This is a genomic window from Thalassoglobus neptunius, assembly GCF_007859735.1.
Taxonomy (GTDB): Bacteria; Planctomycetota; Planctomycetia; order Planctomycetales; family Planctomycetaceae; genus Thalassoglobus; species Thalassoglobus neptunius.
Map to the genome: position 1 here is coordinate 15,358 of NZ_SIHI01000035.1, position 18,905 is coordinate 34,262.

Below are 18,905 nucleotides of genomic sequence, written 5' to 3' on the forward strand. Positions count from 1 at the left end.
ATCCATCCCAGTCAATCTTCAATCGCATTGATGGAGAATCTCTCTTGCCGCTCGGCTTAATGGGAGTTCTGGTCATCATGCTGATTCCCTTGCCCCCTTTTCTTCTCGACATTCTTCTCGCGAGTAATCTCACGCTGACGATTCTTCTTCTTCTCGTCACGATGGGAGCACGCCAAGCTTTAGATCTGTCCGTTTTTCCTTCGCTTCTTCTCTTGCTGACGCTTTACCGGCTATCCCTGAACGTGGCCACAACGCGAGTCATTCTCCTTTCCGCAGACGCGGGAAAACTCGTCCAGGCGTTCGGAGATTTCGTCGTTGGTGGTGATTTGATCGTCGGGCTCGTCATCTTTCTCATCCTGATCGTCATTCAATTTGTCGTCATTTCGAAAGGGGCAGGACGCATCTCGGAAGTCGCTGCGAGATTCACACTCGACGCCCTGCCCGGAAAACAAATGTCGATCGACGCCGAATTGAACGCCGGTTCCATTGACGAGCAGACAGCAAAGAAGCGGCGCGAGGAACTTGCACAGGAGACCGAATTTTATGGAGCCATGGACGGAGCAAGTAAATTCGTTCGTGGCGATGCGATTGCCGGGTTGATTATTACATCGATCAATCCGGTCGGAGGAATGTTGCTTGGCATCACGCACGGAATGTCCCTCACAGATTCGCTTCACCGTTACTCGATCTTAACAGTGGGCGATGGCTTAATCTCTCAAATCCCGGCATTGATCATCGCAGTGACTGCAGGAATTCTTGTCACAAAGACAACTTCACAAGAGACACTCGGCGAGGAGATTGAAACACAACTTCTGCGAAACGAACGGCCTCTGTGGATCGCGATTGCCATCGTCTCCTTGCTGACGATGGTTCCCGGACTTCCGAAGTTTCCCTTTTTCATGGTTGGACTGACGCTTGTCGCAACCATTTTCTGGAAGAACCGATCCAATGAATTAAACCCCTCAGAGGAAACACACGAAGACAGCCCTTCACCGCAAGAGTCGCGAACGGAAGTCGACGACTTTCTGATGCGCGATCGTCTGACAATCGAACTCGGCTCGCGTTTGATTTCGCTCATCAACTCTTCGCGTGGGAAGAAGCTTCCGGAGCGAATCACTTCTGTCCGCAATGACTTTGCCAAAGAACGAGGAATCTGGATTCCGCCGATCCGCGTCAAAAGCCAACTCCAACTTGAGCCCAATCGATACCACATCCGTCTGGGAAGTCGGGTTGTTGCATCCGGGGAATTGCAACCCGATTCTCTTTTGGCCATCCCACCCGAAAAGACGACGGCGAAGATTCCGGGAACTGACACGGTTGAACCGGCATTCCAACTCCCCGCGAAGTGGATCGACCCTTCTGTTGAAGCACAGGCCAAGGCGAATCATTTTACCGTCGTCGACTCGTCAGGCGTCCTGATGACACATCTCGGTGAGGTCTTAAAGACACATGGGCACGAACTTCTCTCCCGAGAAGTTCTGAAAGAAATGCTCGACCGCGTTCGTGAGTTCGCCCCGTCAATCGTCGATGAATTAAAAGCCGAGAATGCCCGGACGGCGGTTCTTCACCAAGTCTTGCGTCAACTCGCAGCTGAAGGAGTTTCACTGGTCGACCTCTCATCAATCCTTGAGTCGATCGCCAATCATGCCGCGCAGTGTAAAGATCCGAACTTGCTTACAGATGCAGTTCGAATCGATCAGGGTCAAGTTTTGTGTGATCCATTCCTCTCTGAAACGGGAGAGCTCCGGTTGATTGCTTTTGACCCTCGCCTCGAAGGTCGACTAAGAGAATCAATGCGCGATGGACAACTCGCATTGGGCACACAGCCGTTGAATTCACTAATTGAAGTCGTTCAATCGAACGCTGAGAACTCAAGACGGCTCAATCTTCCAATCGCGATTGTGACTGATAAATCACTACGTCGATCGATTCGCCGCCTCTTTCAGAATTCACTTCCCTATCTTGGCTGCCTCGCGTACCAGGAAGTCCCCGCCGGAGTCCCACTTGACCCGATTCGCATCATCAGCCTCGATGAAGTTTATGCCAATTTAGAAGCTCAACAAACTGCTGATCAAATCCGATCGCAAGAAGCTGCTTAACGAGACAAGAGTTCTTCAACCCGGACGTCCATCAGTTCAAAGGAGTGGAATTCAATGCACCCTTCCAACTTCGCATTCCTGCTTGGAACCCTGACCGCTTCAGCAACAACACTGCTCACAATGGCATCCGGTCATCAACCCGAAACGACTCTTTGGAGAGTCTCGATCTCCAGTTTAGTAATCGGATCGCTGACGTACATCGTCGCCACAGCCATACAGGAATGGACATTCAATGATGACGATCCTCTGGATTAGAAACCCCCAGCCAAGGAAACAGACGCTCCGTTGAAACCGATGATTCAACCGGGTGTGAGAGCCGAAGACGAGACAAGAGATTGAGGCAGCACATGGACGTCGGACTGCAAACTTATCGAAACAATGCTGAACAGGAAAACCGGGATCAGCTGGTCTTAAGCCACCTCACCTATGTCAAAAAAATCATTGGCAGGATGCGATCCGAATTCCCTGATGAGATCGATATCGAGAATCTGGAGTCTGCTGGAATTTTAGGTCTGGTGGAAGCGGCTTCTCGATTTAACTCAGATCTCGGAGTTCAATTTACAACATTTGCCTACCAACGAATCCGCGGCGCGATCCTTGATGAGCTTCGGCGAAACTGTCCGCTTCCTCAGAGCACTCTACAACATTGGGCGATGATTCGTGACGTCTGGCATCAACTCGGAGAACGTCCGACGTCACTGTCAATCGCAGCAGCCACCGGGTTGTCGGTTGACGAAGTGGAGGCTTGCCTGGCAGCGATCCGGATGACTCGACCGGAAGTCTGGCGTGAGGAACTTCCCATTCGGCGAGAATGTGACGCCTCTGCAGATGCTGTTTACTCAGAAAAGGAGCAGATTCGACGACTCACTGACGCAATCGAAAAGATTAGCGACCGGGCGAGGACGGCGATCACGCTTTATCACTTGAACCAACTGACACTCAAAGAAATCGGGACCGTCATGAGACTTTCCGAATCACGCGTTTCTCGCATCCTGGCTGCGTCTGAACTCGAATTGAAGGGACTCCTGCTCTCGACAAACATCGATCAGCAGGTTTCTTCGAACTGATCTCATTTCATCAGAATCTAAATGAAAGCGTTGTTCTCCGCTTTCTATCCGGCACTTCTACATTGCAATACTTCAACACTGCCAAAAAACTGGATCGATCATGAAATCTCCTCGCAAGAGCCCGATATTAAAGTCGAATCAAGTCCGCCTCGAAGAGCAACCTGTCTGCCTCTCGGAATCCACTCTTGAAGATCACTCCTCGATCATACTCAAGAGACGAGGAGAGCTGATTACATCGATCGAAGTAACCTGCACTTGCGGGAAAGTCACAATCCTCGACTGTGCCTATGAACAACAAGAGAGTTTAACATAAGAGTCGTACATAAAAACCTCAAAGTTGGCTTAACAAAGTGAGTCGCAGCGATCTTTACTTCAAGTCTTCTTAATCCTCTCAGTGAATGCCCCGGCAATCGCAGCACGGCATCGATTCACGAACACGAAATTTGAAATTCGCTCATTCAATCGGATGACGACAAGGTAGAAAAATGACCGATTCGAAGTGGTGGACAATGACATGTGGGATTCTTCTGCTCAGCTCGAGCGGGCTCGTCGGCTGTCATTCAGCGACAACTGGTCACCTGCAGAAATTTGGAGCTATTGCACCGCACGACCAATCCGTCGCAACGCACGACGCCGCTTCTGTGACGATGGAGTCGACAGCCGCCCGCACTCCGATTGAGACAGTTCCATTGAGAAGACATCGCGGGTACCCGGTCGCTTGCAAACCGGTTTCTCATCCGCATCCTGCGTCCCCGAACAAAGCCATTCGTGATGAGTCATTCGTTCTAACCAGTGGATCCGAGGCTCCTCCGCTATTGATTCCGGAATCTCTCATCCCTCCCCTTCCAGCCGGACCATCGCCGCCAGTTCGGGTGACCCAACGTTCAAGTCCGAACAAGCAACCTGCACAACCACGCATCCTTGATCTCGCGGATGACTGTTTACCTTCCCCTTCGGATGTCCACACCGGTCCCGGTCAACCGATTGCCAGTCTCTCCGAAGAGTTCGAGAAACTCAAACTGGAACTCAAGAAGAATCAGACTCAGCTGGCGAATCTTCAGAAAGATCTTTCCCACGCTCACGCCAAGATCGCACAGCTAAAGCAAGATGTTGATTATTGGAAGAACGAAGTCACTCAACTTCAAGAAGAACTCCGGCAACAACATGTCGACGACGTCGCTGTCCTGAATGAACTCTCGAACGAACTGGGGCGGATTCTTTCGGAGCAAAGAAATACGCAGAATGCGCCCAACCGGCCACCAGATTCGTCGAACAAATCGGTTCGTTCCAAAGAGTGACGCCCCAGATTTTTCTCCCGACAATACAGAGTTTCTATCACGGAAATTCTTAACTCTCCGTTCGAAACGCCCTCTTCCCACGGAAGCGATTTCGATGGGGAATTTCGCGAGAAGAACAGTGTATCCCGGTGAATTTGATGGCTTTGCCTCGTTACAACCGGAGTCTTAGGCACGTTGTGCACTCCACTGACGACCTGACATTTCTTCATTAAAATCCCAACTCTTCGCTCAAGTTTTCAATTCCCCCAACTTTCCATTAAGAAACCTGCCGATTCATCGAGTTAGGGCAACTGCTCTTGGCCTCAATTTTGCTTTCAGGGATGGCTCACCCTCAACGTCCGCGCCCGGACATGAACAGGAGAATCGATGCAATCCCTTTCAATCAAGAATCGCTCTGCTTCGGCCCGACGTTCGTTCCCCGATGCAACTCAAACGACACACACAAACTCTTGCGATTACCAACAATTGCAAAAGGACTTACGTCACAGCTTCTATCACGAAGGCCATCACCGGCTTAACGGAATCGAAGTTTTCGTCCACGACGACACAGTTGTTCTCTCGGGGAAAGTGTCGACCTACTATCAACTCCAACTCGCTCAAACCATTGCAATGAACTCCATCAACGGAATGGCACTTCGAAACGAGATTGAAGTTTGCTGACCGTGCACAGAGTGGCGAAATGTTCACACAGTTTCCTCGACTCTTCGGATCGAGTCACTGGTTGATCAACGACCATTAAGTATTCTGATCGATCAGTCCTGTGAACTCGTCTCCACCATCCGCATCACACTCTTCATGTTCTCTTAGCTCAGTGATCGTGTTCTCTGAATGAAAGATGCGCGCAAAAAGAAACCCATCAGCCAGGGAAGCTGATGGGTTTCGGGAGAGAAGACGAAGTACGTCAGAGGTTTAGTCGTTCGATTTCAGGAGGACGAACGCTGAACCTCGATCGCGTTTGATGTGGACCAGAATTCCGTCGGAAACTGAGAGCCCATCAATCGCTGCGGCGAACTCATCAATCGAGTCGACTTCCTTTTGACCGACACGTTGAATGATGTCCCCAGCACGGAGTCCAGATTCCTCTGCAGGTGATCCAGACTTCACACTCTTCACGAGAACTCCGGAAACCTTTCCTTCAAGATTCAATTGTGAGGCAAGTTCCGAGTCGAGTTCGACGATCTCCAGACCAAGCTTGGAAACTTCCGAATTCTCCGGTGCGGGCGTCGCTCCGGGTTGTTGACGCATTCCTCGCTTCAGTGCGGCGGTATAGTCGCTGGGCATTTCTTCGAGAGTCACGTCAATTCGTTGCCGTTTCCCTTCTCGGATCACTTTCACCGAATACTCCTGGCCGGGTTTCGACTGTTCCACAATCTCAACGAGGCTGTCTCGGTCAGCGATTTTCTGTCCTGCAAACTCAACGACAATGTCACCGGGTTTCAGACCAGCATTTGCGGCTGGAGTTTCCGGGAAGACTTCTGAAATGAGAGCTCCCTCACCCAGGGACAATCCCAGATGGCTGCGAAGATCACTTGTCAGCATCTGCAATTGCACGCCGAGGTAAGAACGCTTCACATTTCCGTCTTCGATCAGTTGATCAGCGACCCATCGAACCATGTTGGAAGGAATCGCAAAACCAATCCCGTCGTACCCTCCACTTCGAGTTGAGATGGCGGTGTTGATCCCGATCACTTCACCATGCAAGTTGACGAGCGGTCCTCCGCTGTTTCCAGGGTTGATCGCAGCATCCGTCTGAATGTAGTCCTCACGTTCGTTGATTCCCGGAGCACGTCCGGTGGCACTGACAATTCCGGCGGTCACAGTAGTTCCCACGTTGAGAGGATTCCCCAACGCAAGGACCCAGTCACCAATCTCCATTCCATCGCTTTCTCCGAGAGACACGAATGGAAGATCTTCGCTGGTTTCAATTCGTACCACAGCCACATCTGATCGAGGGTCAAAGTTCCACGACTTCGCTTCGATCTCTCGTCCGTCTGAAAGGCGAACCGTCACTCGATCGGCCCCTTCGACGACGTGGCTATTGGTCAAAATGACCCCGTCAGGATGAACAATAAATCCAGACCCAGATCCCATCTGACGACGCGGTGTCATCCGTGGATTTCGGAACATATCCTGGAAGCGTTCATCGTCACCGAAGAAACGTCGAAACATCTCTTCCTGTTGAGGGCTCAGTTGTTGCCCTCCCATATTTCCTGCCATTTCTCGAGGACGACTTTCGGTCGAGATCGAAACCACTGCTGGCAAGACCTTTTCGGAGACCTCACGAAATGCCAGAGACAGGTCGCTTGGCGAGTGTGTCACTGGTGGCGGAAGTGCAACCTTTGAATCCGGCTGCGACACCCCGATCGCGGCCATCCCGAGGAAAACTCCCCCGCTCAAGGCAACCGCGAGTGCAAGTTTTGTCCCTATCTTTTTCACTATTATTCTCCTTTGTTGATCAGTTCAAATTTGGAGCAAGGTGCTCTTTTCTGTGCACTCACTTGCACTGTTTCATCAGATAAAAGACTGATTTTTCTCGTGCGAGGGAGGGCAAACCAAATGAAAAATGCTCTAAAAGCAATCGATGGTTCGAGCCGTCGCTCGAATCATTTCAGAAACATGCAGATCAAGTTGATCTCTCCAACTTGAAAATAATGTTGCCGCAGGCTGATTTCTTCTGAACAAAATTTCGGGATTTCGGGAACTTCTCACCAAGAATGTGAAAAACCTCAGGGAATTGGCCCTGTTTGAATCTCAGCCGAGTTCGAAACTTCCACGAAAGAGAGAAGCCCCGAGCTTCGATTGCAGCTTACATTGCTCGCACAATTTCGATGATTTCCGACGGCTGACCGATATCAATCACTTCAACAGGCCCGGTGAAATCCGCACTTCCGTCGCGAAAGAAACCCGTTTTATGTGCGACAAACGTCCCGGTGATGGTCGCCCGAACAGTCGCCCCTTCAACTGGTCCTGCATCACAATCCATCCCTGACGGGAGATCGACTGACAGAACGGAAGCCTGAGATTGATTGATCAATTCGATGACTTCCAGATACGGACTCCGCGCGCGACCCTTGGTCCCCGTTCCCAACAAAGCATCAACGATCCACGAAGCTTTCTCAAACTCAGCGGACAGTTCTTCCAGGCCCATCGTGTCCGAAAGCGACTCGATGCGAAGCTTCATCTTCCTCGCAATGGATTCGTTCGTTGCAGCATCGGGCGTCAGTTTCGATCGATCACCGACAATGACAATCGAGACGTCCATCCCGCGATTTGAGAGATGTCGCGCGATCGCAAATCCATCCCCTCCGTTATTGCCGACTCCACACGCGACGACAACTTTTCCCGAGTCACAGTGCCGCAGGAATAACTCAGCGACTCCCCGGGCGGCGTTTTCCATCAAGACAATGCCGGGCATACCGAAGTCTTTGATCGCGACTTGATCAACAGCCCGAACTTGTTCGCGGGTTAAGACAATTTGTGACATCTCTGTTTCCTGAATCTTGTTCTATGACGAGAACTCTTCGAACGAGTTCGAAGAACATCGCGATCACTCAAGAGTGAAGCTGCCGAAACACAAGAGTTCCTGATTCCGTGACAGGTCGAATCTGATGATGTGAACAGTTCATTGAACGGTTGAAAGTCAGCTCTGCTCTGGCGACATCACTTGCAAGAGTTTTTGCATCGTGACGTGTGGAATCCCGACGCTCAGAAAGGATGAACCGACCGTTTCGTATCCAAGCTTGTGATAGAACGATTCTGCTGAGACACGTGCTGACATCGTTACTTTGCGAACTCCCCTCGCGCGGGCGATGACTTCAACTCGTTCGACGAGTTGTTTTCCGAGGCCTTGTCGACTCATCTTCGGACAAACACACATCTGCCGAAGTTTGGCAGTCGGGACGTCCATCTCGTCCAGTGGTGTCAACATGACACAAGCCACGACTCGCTGTTCAAACAGTGCGAAGTGCCAGCTCAATTCTTCGTCACTCAAATCCTCATCAAACAACGACAATCCCAGTGGTCGCCGTAAGACATCATTGCGCAACTCAAAATATTGACGATACAACGGAGAATCGACCTGAAACTCAACGAACTCCATCATCGTGTCGCGATCCCTCAGAATGAACTGTGAGTTGTTCTCTCAATCATGACTCGACTCGAATACTATTCACGCAACAACCTCGAATGATCTCGTATGCAGTTGATCAACGTTGAACATCAAAATCATGATCGTGAATTGCTGTTCACACCTCCACATGTCAAGATAATACAAAAATGTAGGGATTTCTCCTCGAAAGGTGACTCATGTCCAGGACTCGCTGGCATCAATGTGCTCTAGCGGTTGTATTCAATTTGGTGTTGTCGCCTGCCTGGCTTCCTGCAGACGACTGGCCCCAATGGATGGGTCCGTCTCGGGACAACGTTTGGCGAGAAGCCAATCTCATCGAACGGTTTCCCGATGAAGGTCCCAAAATCGCCTGGCGCACTCCGGTTTCTGGAGGCTACTCTGGACCAGCTGTCGCCCACAGCCGGGTCGTCATCACTGATTACATGACTCAGGAAGACGTCAATGTCGAAAACTTTCAACGGAAACAGTTCAGTGGAACGGAACGGGTTCACTGTCTGAACGAGCAGACCGGAGAAGTTCTTTGGACACATCAGTACCCCGTCAATTACGAGATCTCCTATCCCGCAGGCCCTCGCTGTACTCCGGTGATTTCTGACAATCTCGTTTACACTCTTGGAGCGGAAGGGAATCTCTTCTGTCTCGGACTTCATGATGGCGAGATCATCTGGTCCAAGAACCTGACCGAAGACTACAACGTCCAAACTCCGCTTTGGGGATACGCAGGCCATCCGCTACTCGACGGGGACCGCCTGATTTGCATTGTCGGAGGGGAAGGAACCCACGCGGTTGCGTTTCATGCGACAACCGGCGAAGAAATCTGGCGGGCGCGGTCTTCCTCTCAGCAAGGTTACTCCCCGCCCCTGATTGTCAACATCGCTGGCATCCGACAACTTCTTCTCTTCCAACCGTCGGAAGTGGCTGCCGTCAATCCGGAGAACGGCGAACTGTACTGGTCTCTCCCCTACGAAGCCACAAATGGTTCGACAATCATGTCGCCGATCGTATCCGGAAATTACGTTTACGTTGGCGGCTACTCCAACAAGAACATGCTCATCAAAGTTTCCGAAGATGGACTCAATGCGGAAGCCGTGTGGAAGGATCTTCCCAAGCAGGCCGTCTCTCCGATCAACGTTCAACCCATTCGCGTGGACGAGACTATCTTTGGCTTCGATCAAAACGGACTTCTGTACGGAATCGATGTGCAGAGTGGAAATCGAATCTGGCACAGTGGAGAATTGCTCAATACTGACCGCCCGATAGGATCGGGAACAGCATTCCTTGTCCGTCAGGAGGATCGATACTGGATCTTCAATGAACTCGGCGAACTTGTGATCGCAAAGCTGTCACGCGACGGCTACGAAGAAATCGATCGTGCCAAGGTCATCGACCAGACGAATACGGCATTCGGACGCGACGTCGTTTGGAGCATGCCTGCATTCGCCAACAAAAGAGCATACATTCGAAACGGACGCGAGTGCATTTGCGTTGAACTCGCCAAGTAGTTGCAAGCGAGTTCCAGAAGAAAAAAAGCTGTGAGTCGATCCCCCCGCAATTTCGAGGTTCCTCACAAAACCCATCCAATCCTGCTGACGAAAGCTGCCCGGATGTTCATGAACAGACTTTCCCCGCTCTTCGCCTTCTTCCTGTTGATCGGTCAAGCGCTGCCTGCTCAGGGGACCGACAAGAATCCGACATCGCAGCCGAACATCATCTACATCATGGCGGACGAACTCGGCTATTACGAGTTGGGATGCATGGGGAGCACGCAGATCGAAACTCCCAACATCGACCGAATGGCGAAAGAGGGAATTCTTTTCACGAACGCGAGAGCAGGTTCGTCAGTGTGTGCTCCAACTCGCTGCTGCCTGATGACAGGACTTCATTCCGGCCACACATCAGTACGATCAAACGGCGGCGGAACCCCACTGAGAGCCGAAGAACAAACGGTCGCTTCCCTCCTTCATGATCACGGATACGCGACCGGAGGATTCGGAAAATGGGGATGCGGTGGACGTGGCTCAACCGGCGTACCGGAAGACCACGGTTTCGACATCTTCCTCGGGTATTACGATCAGGTCCACGCTCACAGCTACTACCCTCCGTACATCATCAAGAACAGCGAAGAAGTTCTTCTCGAAAACAACCATGGACTCAGTGAAGGTGAAACCTATTCCCACTATGTCATCATGGACGAAGGACTCGAATTCCTGAAGAAGAACAAAGACCGCCCGTTTTTCGCTTACTTCCCGATCACACCTCCGCATGGTCTGTTCGATATCCCTGATTCTGACCCAGCCTGGCAGATTTATAAAGATCGAGACTGGCCCGAATCAGCCAAGCGTTATGCAGCCATGGTGACAATGGTGGACCGCAACGTCGGTGAAGTCCTGGAACTCGTTCAAAAGCTCGGACTGGATGAGAAAACGCTGATCTTCTTCAGTGGTGACAACGGCGGGAACGACTACTTCAAGGACGCCGAACACCCACGCGGCTTCTTCGGAGCCAACGTCCACCCCGAAACGGGAGTTGAGTTTCGCGGAACCAAAGGCACCTTGTACGAAGGAGGTCTCCGGATCCCAATGATCGCCCGCTGGCCCGGTCACATCGCGCCCAACCGAGTCAGCGATTTGCGGTGGTATTTTCCCGATTTGCTTCCGACAGCTTGTGATGTCGCGGGACTGCCGATCCCCAAAGACATCGACGGAATCTCAATCCTTCCGGAACTTCTTGGAGACGAGCAACCGCAACATGAATTTCTCTACTGGGAAATCGGAAACCAGACTGCTGTCCTCTGGAATGACTGGAAAACGTTTCGTGCCCGTCCCAATGCCGAATGGGAGCTCTACAATCTGAAATCCGATCCGAGCGAAGAATCCAACGTCGCTGATGAACACCCTGAAGTGCTGAAGCAAATGGTCGCCATGGCGGAAAGTGCCCACACGCCCGTCGTTGAAGGCACGTTTTTCAATCGAGACCTGCACGAAAAAGATCGTCGCGCAAAATTCGGAAACAATGTTCCCTCGAAATTCCGATCCTCACCTGTGAAGCACGATCTCGACCGGCGCGGGCTGGTCGATGCAAAGTCGATGAAAGTCATTCGCTTCAGCAGTCAGGCAGAAGGCAACTCAAAACTTGCCCAACACGCAATTGACGGAGACCCAGCGACTCATTGGCATAGTGAATTCCAACCCGTTCGCCACGAACATCCGCACGAACTGGTCATCGACCTCGGCCAATCACAATCGCTCACCGGCGTAAGGTATCTCGCTCGCCAGGATGGTGGGTGGAATGGGTCAGTCAAAGAATTCGACCTCTTCATCTCTGACGATCCCGATTCCTTTGGCGCCCCCGTTCTGAGTTCGTCTTTCGAGAAGACGAAAAACTCGCAGGAATTGCGATTCCCGGAATCAACGGGACGATATGTCCTTCTCCGAACCAAATCAGCGATCAATGACGGACCGTGGGCGTCAATTTCCGAGATAGGTTTCCTCAAATCAGAATGAGGAAACTCACGGGATGACTAAAACTCGCCTCGAATCTCAGACCAAATCCAGAGTGTGCTCGAAGGGCTAGTGAAGGAATTCTCGTTCTGAGAATGTGCAGATTTTGCCGAGTGAGTAAGTCCCGCCGGACGAATGCAGGGTTACGCCTCACCCTCAAAAGAAAACACTCCACCCACACGAGGAGTTTCCCGCACAAGTGCCAGCTTCCACTTCAGTCTTCTTGCACTGCGAAGCGAATATCTGACCTCCATCAATCGACACAAACACACGACTTCGCGGTCACGTCACGCTCGATCTTCCCATGATCGAAGGTGGTGACTATAGATTCTCCCGACATCGTTCGCTTCCCGAATCTGAACGGAGAAATCAATGTTGCAAGCTGCCGAACAGATCCTGCCAGTACAGAAGACGAAAACTTCGAAACCCATCCACGTCATGATGATTGACTCATCACGAGCGTGGTTGGAATCACTTCCCCTGGCCTTGCATCGTTTCCACTTTCTCCGCGTGATTGCTCGCGCCACGTCGATTCAAGAATGCCTCGATCAAATCGCAACACTCGCACCGGACCTGTTGCTGGTGGATGGACGACTCTACCAAGACGGATTTCGTGAATTGGGGGAAGCGTTCTCGATCCGAACGGGAGAATGTCGAGTCGCTCTCTTTGCTCAATCACTCACGGACGCGCAGCTTCAAATCGCCATTCACAACCGAGTTCACGGTTTTCTCTCAATCCAGGACACAACAGACGAGATTGCCAACTCGCTCGAAACACTTACTACAACCGGGACTGCAATTTCTCCCAATCTTCGGGAGCGTGTCTCAACAGATGACACGGGACAGCTGTCCGTTTCCCGACGAACGGATTTGAGTGGACTCACCAATCGACAACTGGAAGTCCTCGCTCACCTCGCTTCTGGACTCCGAGTGAAAGATATTGCGTCAATGATGAAAGTCTCTGTCAAAGCGATTGAAAGCCACAAATTCCGAATCATGAGTCGCTTGAAGATTCACGACCGCGTTCAACTGTGTCGATGGGCCATTCGTGAAGGGCTCATCGCTCCGTAAGAAGCTCTTTCTTCTGGATGCAATCGCTCAGCAGAAGTGCCGAACTCCTCTTGCATTAACCCAAGTTTGCGATACCGGTCCATCTTGTTTCGCAGCGTTCTGGCGGTCACCCCCAGCGTCTCCGCCGCGGCCGATTTATTTCCCCCACAGCGACTGATGCGAGACATAATGACGCGACGCTCGATTTCTTCCAGCGGAAGAGCGTTCAAGCTGTCGGGGATTTGCGAGTCAAGCTCTTGCCAATCACCGTCGCTCGGAAACTCGACCGATGTAATTTCTGTTGAGGTTGCCAGAACACAACTCCTGAGAATCGTATTTCGGAGTTGGCGGACATTTCCCGGCCAGGAGTATTGAATCAGTTGGCGCATCACGGAGGAAGAAACCCGCTCAACTCGTTGCTCTCCTTCCAGCTGAAATCGTTTGAGAAAGTATTGCACCAGCAGGGGAATATCTTCCCGACGGTCTCGCAACGGCGGAATCGTCAGCGTCAGCACATTCAAGCGATGCCAAAGGTCTTCACGAAACCGTTTCTCTTGCACCTCCAGGCTCAACTCGCGATTCGTCGCCGTTACAATTCTTGCCTGCACTTCCAACTGACGGTTACTCCCGACGCGTTGAAATTGTCTTTCTTCGAGAACGCGCAATAGCTTAGATTGTGATGGCATCGGCAACTCACCAATCTCATCAAGGAGGAGCGTACCGTCCTTCGCTTCTTCCAGACGACCCGCCCGTGTCGCGACCGCTCCTGTAAATGCTCCAACTTCGTGCCCAAACAATTCACTTTCGATCAACTGTTCCGAGAGTGCCGCGCAGTTCACTTGCACGTAGGGATTCTTCGAACGAGGACTCTGCCGATGGATCTCTCTGGCGAATAATTCCTTTCCGGTCCCGCTTTCCCCGTTGATCAGAACTGCCGCAGACGAACGGGCAAAATGCTGCGCTCGCTGCATGAAAGCTTTCATTGCTCGTGACTGAAAGATCACTCTCGAATTCCCTTTCCAGACGTCTTCGAAGTCGAATCCACACCCGTTATATTCCGTGCTCCATAGGAGAGATCGGTGTGTCTGCTGCTACTCACGAATTCTGAGCACGATAAGCTTGGGCTGCACGTGCTCGATTTCGGCAATCGTCGACCTCAGGAAGCAATTGATTCCGCTGCTTGCGGAGTTCGTGTTCCACTTCAGCGATCTGCGAAAGAAATCGCTCGAGAACTTGCTGATACCCGACACAAGCTTGCTTCATAGTCCCCGACAAACTTTGACGACTGCTAGCGACCGTCGCTAACCCTTGACGCAGCTGCGGATCGAGCGACTTAACGAGTTCCATGGTCGGCTCAAGCAACTGCTGACACGAATCGACTCGTCCAACGCGCAGACACTCTTGAATGACCTGCGATCCGTGCCGTGCTGCATTTGTTAACCTCTGAAGGATCACCAAGAGTTGTCGTTGATTAATTGGATTTGAGTAAGCCATCGATTTCTAACCTCCATTGATCAAGCGACTGGGTCAAAGCCTGCAAATTTTGTTCAATCTCCGCCTTCTCGGACATCTGATCGATCCACCATCTCGACTGATTCCCGAGCCAACTTTCTGGATTCTCAGTAACAATTTTTCGATAGAATCTTTTGGATTCGTCGATCGAGCCGAGCTTTCTCAAACACCCCGCATGCAGATAAGTGAGCCATCATTGAACTTCCGCCCGTTGACTCGACAATTCGATTGACTGAATCGTTTGAACACAGGTTTCATATTCACCACTCGCAAAAAGACTTGATGCAAACGAAACGCGGTCAATCGCACCATCGACTGCGGGAGCAACTCCAAGACCCTTCTCCCCTGCGGAGTCCGACGATTGCGATGAAGCCTCATTGCTAGAAGCTTCCTGACCGCTATTTGTTGTCGCACCGGGATTTGAAAGTTTCGATGGATCGTGACGTTGTCCATTGGATAAACCCTGACCGTACGGAGCGGATGAGTCGTCTGTCCCATCTTCAGGCTTTGACGAATGATGATTTCTCAGGAGTTCTCTCAGCTGTTCAATTCGATCTCGAAGTTCGGTGAACTTTTCATGCTTCTGATCACGTATCTGCGAGTCATCCACTTCCAACGGAGGAGGACTGGTCAGCCCGGGCTCGGGAGGAATCGGGACCTCCTTTGAATGTGGTGCTGTTTGACCGAATCCAATATTGGACCACAACACCACGAGCGTCAGAACGCACTCCGCAATCGCTGGCAAAAGCGAGAGTCCATTCATTCGCGATGACTGCCGAACAGAGTCAACGACCTCAGAGAGGCATTTCGCTCGATATAAATAATGCATTGTAATGACCTATTTAATTAACACTTGGATCTCACTGACGGATTTACTCTTTGTCCGGACTTTGAGAACCAGGCGATGACTCCGGATCGATCGACTTTGGAACGACTCCACTGAAACATCGAACAGCCTCGCGATGATTCCCGCGAAGTTGTTCAATCCTTCCCATCGTTCGCAATGCCTCACGTCGACGTGATTGTTCTCCGGACTGCTGCAAGATCACTCGAAGGCAGGCCTGATACTTCTCTTCAAGCTCCTCTTCGCTTTCGTCACCGTTCACGACGACGAACGTTTCGCCCCCCGATGGGTCCGAATGAGCGACCTGTTGCACACGACTGAAGTCATCCCCTTGTCCATCGAAGAGACGATCAAACTTCTTTCTTAAATCCGTCTCCGGCCAGGTCTGACGAGCTTCGGTGTATAAACGTTGTGATTCGTTTAAGAATCCCAACTCCTTCGCCGCGATCGCTGCCAGGTAATACCAATGTTCCTCCTTCGCCTCGGTGAGATTGAGATTCGAATAGGCTCGCAGTAGATCCGCAGCCAGTTCTTCGTGCCCCCCAATTTGAGTGGCTTGCTGAAGACGAGTCAATGCAATTAAAAACGCGGACTGAGCACGTTCAAGGTCATTGGACGGAGATTCCTCGACAAGCACCTCGTTGGCCAACACTGGCTCTCCAGACAGCAACAACGCTGATGCGAGAAGCAATCTTATCTGAGATCGGTAGATCGTTTCGCCGGTCAGGTTGAGTCCTTTTCGTAACGGAACGACAGCTTCTCGCGCCCGGTCTTCTCGCAATAACAGTCGACCAAGCAGACAGCAGGCAGCGGCATCGATTTCACTTGTCGTTCCAACATCAAGAACTCTAAAGAAGCTATCCGCTGCTTCAACATCTTCATTCAGAAGCTGCCACTTCCCCAAGTTAAACCATGCTGCATCGCGCAATCGCCCCGACGGAGCCTCCAGCACCAACGCGTCAAGCTCGTTCTTCGCAGAACTCAGCTCTTCTGCACGAACGTCGAAAGCAACCCGATGAAGTCGTGACACCATTGCTGAGGAATGATGAGGGAAGACTGTAGAACAGTATCGCAGAAGCCTCCTCGCTTGCTCTCGCTGGACGACGTTCTCAGTCTCTGTGTTCTCTGGAAGGCTCCAAACTCGGACGATCTCCCCGGACTGCTCCCATTGGAATCCCATCGGCAACAAAAGTGCATCGAGGAGAATAGAGACGGGAAGTTCCGAAACATTTGTCGTCGTGATTCTCTTCTCGCACGTCTCACGAATCCCCTCCCCCAGCTGCAACTCCAAGTGAATCTCTTGGCAGAGGTCATGCAGAATTTGATTCACGGGAGCATCTTCAAAACGCATCGATACATAGATCCCTTCGACTTCGTCATCCAGTCGCAGCGTCGTTCGAACTGACTGCGGGCTTTCGAAACTTGGAGGCTCCTGCCTTTCCAGTTCGGTCGCATCGAAGAGAAGATCTTCCGCTGTGATTTCAGTTTCCGGACGAACAAGAACAAGATCCGCAGTTAATGGCCCGTCATAAAGCGAGTCATAAGTGGTACCTGAAATCGTTTGCGCCAATTGGTGAAAGAGACGCTCATGGACTCGTTGGTGATCACGAGGAGTGGAGTTGAGAACTTCGTGACACAGAACGTCCGAAGCAAGCTTCCGATCGCCGCGCCGAGAACTGATTCGACACTTTCCGAGAACTGCCGTCAGACGCATGTTGGGGATCGTCGATGTTCGCGCAACAATATCGTAGTGATCGCAAGCTTCAGCATCTCGTCGAAGTTCCTCAGCACAAATCGCAATTCTCAGGGCAACTTCTGGAGGAAGCTCCACATCCTTCTCCGCAGCGTCTCGCTTTTCCTCGTGCTGTTGTTCCGTTTCTGAAAGCCCGGAAAGATCATCGAATGGGTACTGACTCAACACGTTCAAAGCCGCGTGACAGTTTCCATTCACGATGAATTGATCCGCCTGCTTGAGGACGGATGACAGGCTCATCGACTTCGCAATTGACTCCGGTCTGATCATCCCTGTTGCTGAATCGCTCTCCGCAAGTGAGTTCGCTTCACGGTCGAATGACTCCCAATGATGGTCTTCAGGCGATTCATTCGAATCGATCGTCGATTGCTGGACGGTTCCCATGCCTTCGTTCACCTGGGCCGAAATCCCCAGTGCTTCCCGAAGCCACATTCCCCCCCAGGCTCCAACCGCTCCCGAGCCGATGATGCACAGCCAGAGTCCAAGGACGCGTAGCTGACTCATATCAATCCCTGATCTTTCGTAGCGCGAGAACCGTTCACTCACAACGCTCTTCACATGTCATAACGACATCGATGAACGATGTATGCAGCGGCCATTGTTTACATGACAGAGAGAGGGATGCCTTGCTTGTCTCTTTTGACTGACCGATACATCCCCAACATTCGCGATAATGTCATCGGAACTCCTCAGGTTGAAATTGAGAAAAAGATTTCGAGCAAGTTCCTCGCAATCACTTCGATAACTTTCCTGTCACATCAAGTCGGAGACTGATCAATGCAGATTCAAAGAATTCACGACGACCAGCACCCGTATTCGCCACCAACCGGACCTCACACACAGCCGTCCCGACGGTCTGGCGAGACAACGTCTGCAAGCACGCGTGAAAACGTGACCGCAAGTTTCTTGCAGTCCGGAGTTCCTGCGACAGAGTTTCCAGAGTTCATCGAGAAGCTGCGTCAGCTTCCGGAACAAGATGATGAGGCAATTCAACTGGCCATCGAACGTTTTCAGTCAGGTCAGTTGATAACACGCGAAGTTGCGGAATCCCTCGCCACTTCGCCATTGAGAGAGTTTGTTTTTTGAACCGTTCGTGATGAAGAATCACCTGACGGATTGGACTGACAAAAGCACGAGGCATCTATTCAATCGACACGAACAAACTATGAAAGAGGTTAGAATATGGGTCTCACGATTGCCAACAACGTCACGTCACTCAACGCGCAGAACAACCTGACGCGGGCAAACACACGGTTAACGAAGTCTGTCGAGCGGCTTTCTTCCGGTTTAAAAATTAACCGAGGTGCAGATGGTCCAGCCGCACTTGTGATTTCCGAAAAACAGCGTGCTCAGATTTCCGGTTTGAAGCAGGCGATCGAAAACACAGAGAAGGCCGTTTCACTCGTTCAGACTGCAGAAGGTGCCTTGGGAGAAATTAACTCAGAGGCTATCCGGAAACTGAGGTTTTGTGAAAGTCTGGTTTTGTTCACACTTTGCGGTTCATCAACGCAAAGGAGTGCACGGTGTCCGAGGCGATTCGAAAAGCGTACCCAAGTGACCTGACTGACCTTCAGTGGGAGATGATCGAAATGATTCTTCCGAAGCCCCGCCGCAGCAAGAAAGGCGGGCGACCACAAACTGTGGACGTGCGGG

The 18,905-nt window shown here is 51.4% G+C and carries 18 protein-coding genes; 11 read left to right on the top strand and 7 right to left on the bottom strand.

The annotated features are described in order from the left end of the window. Positions 1-44 precede the first annotated feature (44 nt). The 6 genes from KOR42_RS21540 to KOR42_RS21565 all read left to right on the top strand — a co-directional run bounded on the left by KOR42_RS21540 (position 45) and on the right by KOR42_RS21565 (position 5,124). Positions 45-2,099, top strand: coding sequence for a flagellar biosynthesis protein FlhA (locus KOR42_RS21540; RefSeq protein ID WP_231741061.1), 2,055 nt, complete (start codon positions 45-47; stop codon positions 2,097-2,099). Positions 2,100-2,153: 54 nt separating this feature from the next. Continuing rightward, positions 2,154-2,354, top strand: a complete 201-nt coding sequence (locus KOR42_RS21545) for a hypothetical protein (protein WP_146511905.1) — start codon at positions 2,154-2,156, stop codon at positions 2,352-2,354. 92 nt (positions 2,355-2,446) lie between these two features. Then, positions 2,447-3,166: a sigma-70 family RNA polymerase sigma factor gene (locus KOR42_RS21550; RefSeq protein ID WP_146511906.1), complete on the top strand. Its 720-nt coding sequence runs from the start codon at positions 2,447-2,449 to the stop codon at positions 3,164-3,166. Positions 3,167-3,266: 100 nt separating this feature from the next. After that, on the top strand, positions 3,267-3,479 hold the full coding sequence (locus KOR42_RS21555; RefSeq protein WP_146511907.1) for a hypothetical protein: 213 nt from the start codon (positions 3,267-3,269) through the stop codon (positions 3,477-3,479). Positions 3,480-3,651: 172 nt separating this feature from the next. Continuing rightward, positions 3,652-4,464: a hypothetical protein gene (locus KOR42_RS21560; RefSeq protein WP_146511908.1), complete on the top strand. Its 813-nt coding sequence runs from the start codon at positions 3,652-3,654 to the stop codon at positions 4,462-4,464. Between the two features lie 366 nt (positions 4,465-4,830). After that, a complete protein-coding gene (locus KOR42_RS21565; RefSeq protein WP_146511909.1) occupies positions 4,831-5,124 on the top strand; it encodes a BON domain-containing protein in 294 nt (97 codons plus the stop codon). A gap of 249 nt (positions 5,125-5,373) precedes the next feature. Here the strand turns inward: KOR42_RS21565 and KOR42_RS21570 are convergent, their stop codons facing one another. The 3 genes from KOR42_RS21570 to KOR42_RS21580 all read right to left on the bottom strand — a co-directional run bounded on the left by KOR42_RS21570 (position 5,374) and on the right by KOR42_RS21580 (position 8,566). Continuing rightward, complete coding sequence (locus tag KOR42_RS21570; RefSeq protein ID WP_146511910.1) at positions 5,374-6,900, bottom strand: Do family serine endopeptidase; 1,527 nt, start codon at positions 6,898-6,900, stop codon at positions 5,374-5,376. A 370-nt stretch (positions 6,901-7,270) separates the two neighbouring features. Beyond that, on the bottom strand, positions 7,271-7,948 hold the full coding sequence (locus KOR42_RS21575; protein WP_146511911.1) for an NAD(P)H-hydrate epimerase: 678 nt from the start codon (positions 7,946-7,948) through the stop codon (positions 7,271-7,273). Between the two features lie 156 nt (positions 7,949-8,104). Beyond that, on the bottom strand, positions 8,105-8,566 hold the full coding sequence (locus tag KOR42_RS21580) for a GNAT family N-acetyltransferase (protein WP_146511912.1): 462 nt from the start codon (positions 8,564-8,566) through the stop codon (positions 8,105-8,107). A gap of 203 nt (positions 8,567-8,769) precedes the next feature. Between KOR42_RS21580 and KOR42_RS21585 the strand changes: the two genes are divergently transcribed. From KOR42_RS21585 to KOR42_RS21595, 3 genes are all read left to right on the top strand, one after another. Further along, complete coding sequence (locus tag KOR42_RS21585) at positions 8,770-10,095, top strand: PQQ-binding-like beta-propeller repeat protein (protein ID WP_146511913.1); 1,326 nt, start codon at positions 8,770-8,772, stop codon at positions 10,093-10,095. 108 nt (positions 10,096-10,203) lie between these two features. After that, entirely contained in the window at positions 10,204-12,096 is a 1,893-nt protein-coding gene (locus tag KOR42_RS21590) for a sulfatase-like hydrolase/transferase (RefSeq protein ID WP_231741062.1), read from the top strand. Positions 12,097-12,465: 369 nt separating this feature from the next. After that, positions 12,466-13,164 carry a response regulator transcription factor gene (locus KOR42_RS21595; protein WP_146511914.1) on the top strand — a complete coding sequence of 233 codons (699 nt, stop codon included), beginning with the start codon at positions 12,466-12,468 and terminating at the stop codon, positions 13,162-13,164. Here the strand turns inward: KOR42_RS21595 and KOR42_RS21600 are convergent. The 4 genes from KOR42_RS21600 to KOR42_RS21615 form a co-directional block, all read right to left on the bottom strand. Continuing rightward, positions 13,119-14,147, bottom strand: coding sequence for a sigma-54 interaction domain-containing protein (locus KOR42_RS21600; RefSeq protein ID WP_146511915.1), 1,029 nt, complete (start codon positions 14,145-14,147; stop codon positions 13,119-13,121). The two genes, KOR42_RS21595 and KOR42_RS21600, sit on opposite strands and share 46 nt — an antisense overlap. A 91-nt stretch (positions 14,148-14,238) precedes the next feature. Further along, positions 14,239-14,637 carry a hypothetical protein gene (locus KOR42_RS21605; protein WP_146511916.1) on the bottom strand — a complete coding sequence of 133 codons (399 nt, stop codon included), beginning with the start codon at positions 14,635-14,637 and terminating at the stop codon, positions 14,239-14,241. 211 nt (positions 14,638-14,848) lie between these two features. Further along, a complete protein-coding gene (locus KOR42_RS21610) occupies positions 14,849-15,418 on the bottom strand; it encodes a hypothetical protein (protein WP_231741063.1) in 570 nt (189 codons plus the stop codon). A 109-nt stretch (positions 15,419-15,527) separates the two neighbouring features. Beyond that, on the bottom strand, positions 15,528-17,756 hold the full coding sequence (locus KOR42_RS21615) for a hypothetical protein (RefSeq protein ID WP_146511918.1): 2,229 nt from the start codon (positions 17,754-17,756) through the stop codon (positions 15,528-15,530). Between the two features lie 273 nt (positions 17,757-18,029). Between KOR42_RS21615 and KOR42_RS21620 the strand changes: the two genes are divergently transcribed. Both KOR42_RS21620 and KOR42_RS27925 read left to right on the top strand, forming a co-directional pair. Then, complete coding sequence (locus KOR42_RS21620) at positions 18,030-18,338, top strand: hypothetical protein (protein WP_146511919.1); 309 nt, start codon at positions 18,030-18,032, stop codon at positions 18,336-18,338. Between the two features lie 96 nt (positions 18,339-18,434). Continuing rightward, positions 18,435-18,815 (top strand): flagellin, encoded by a 381-nt coding sequence (locus KOR42_RS27925; protein ID WP_146511920.1) that lies wholly within the window; start codon positions 18,435-18,437, stop codon positions 18,813-18,815. Positions 18,816-18,905: the final 90 nt, after the last annotated feature.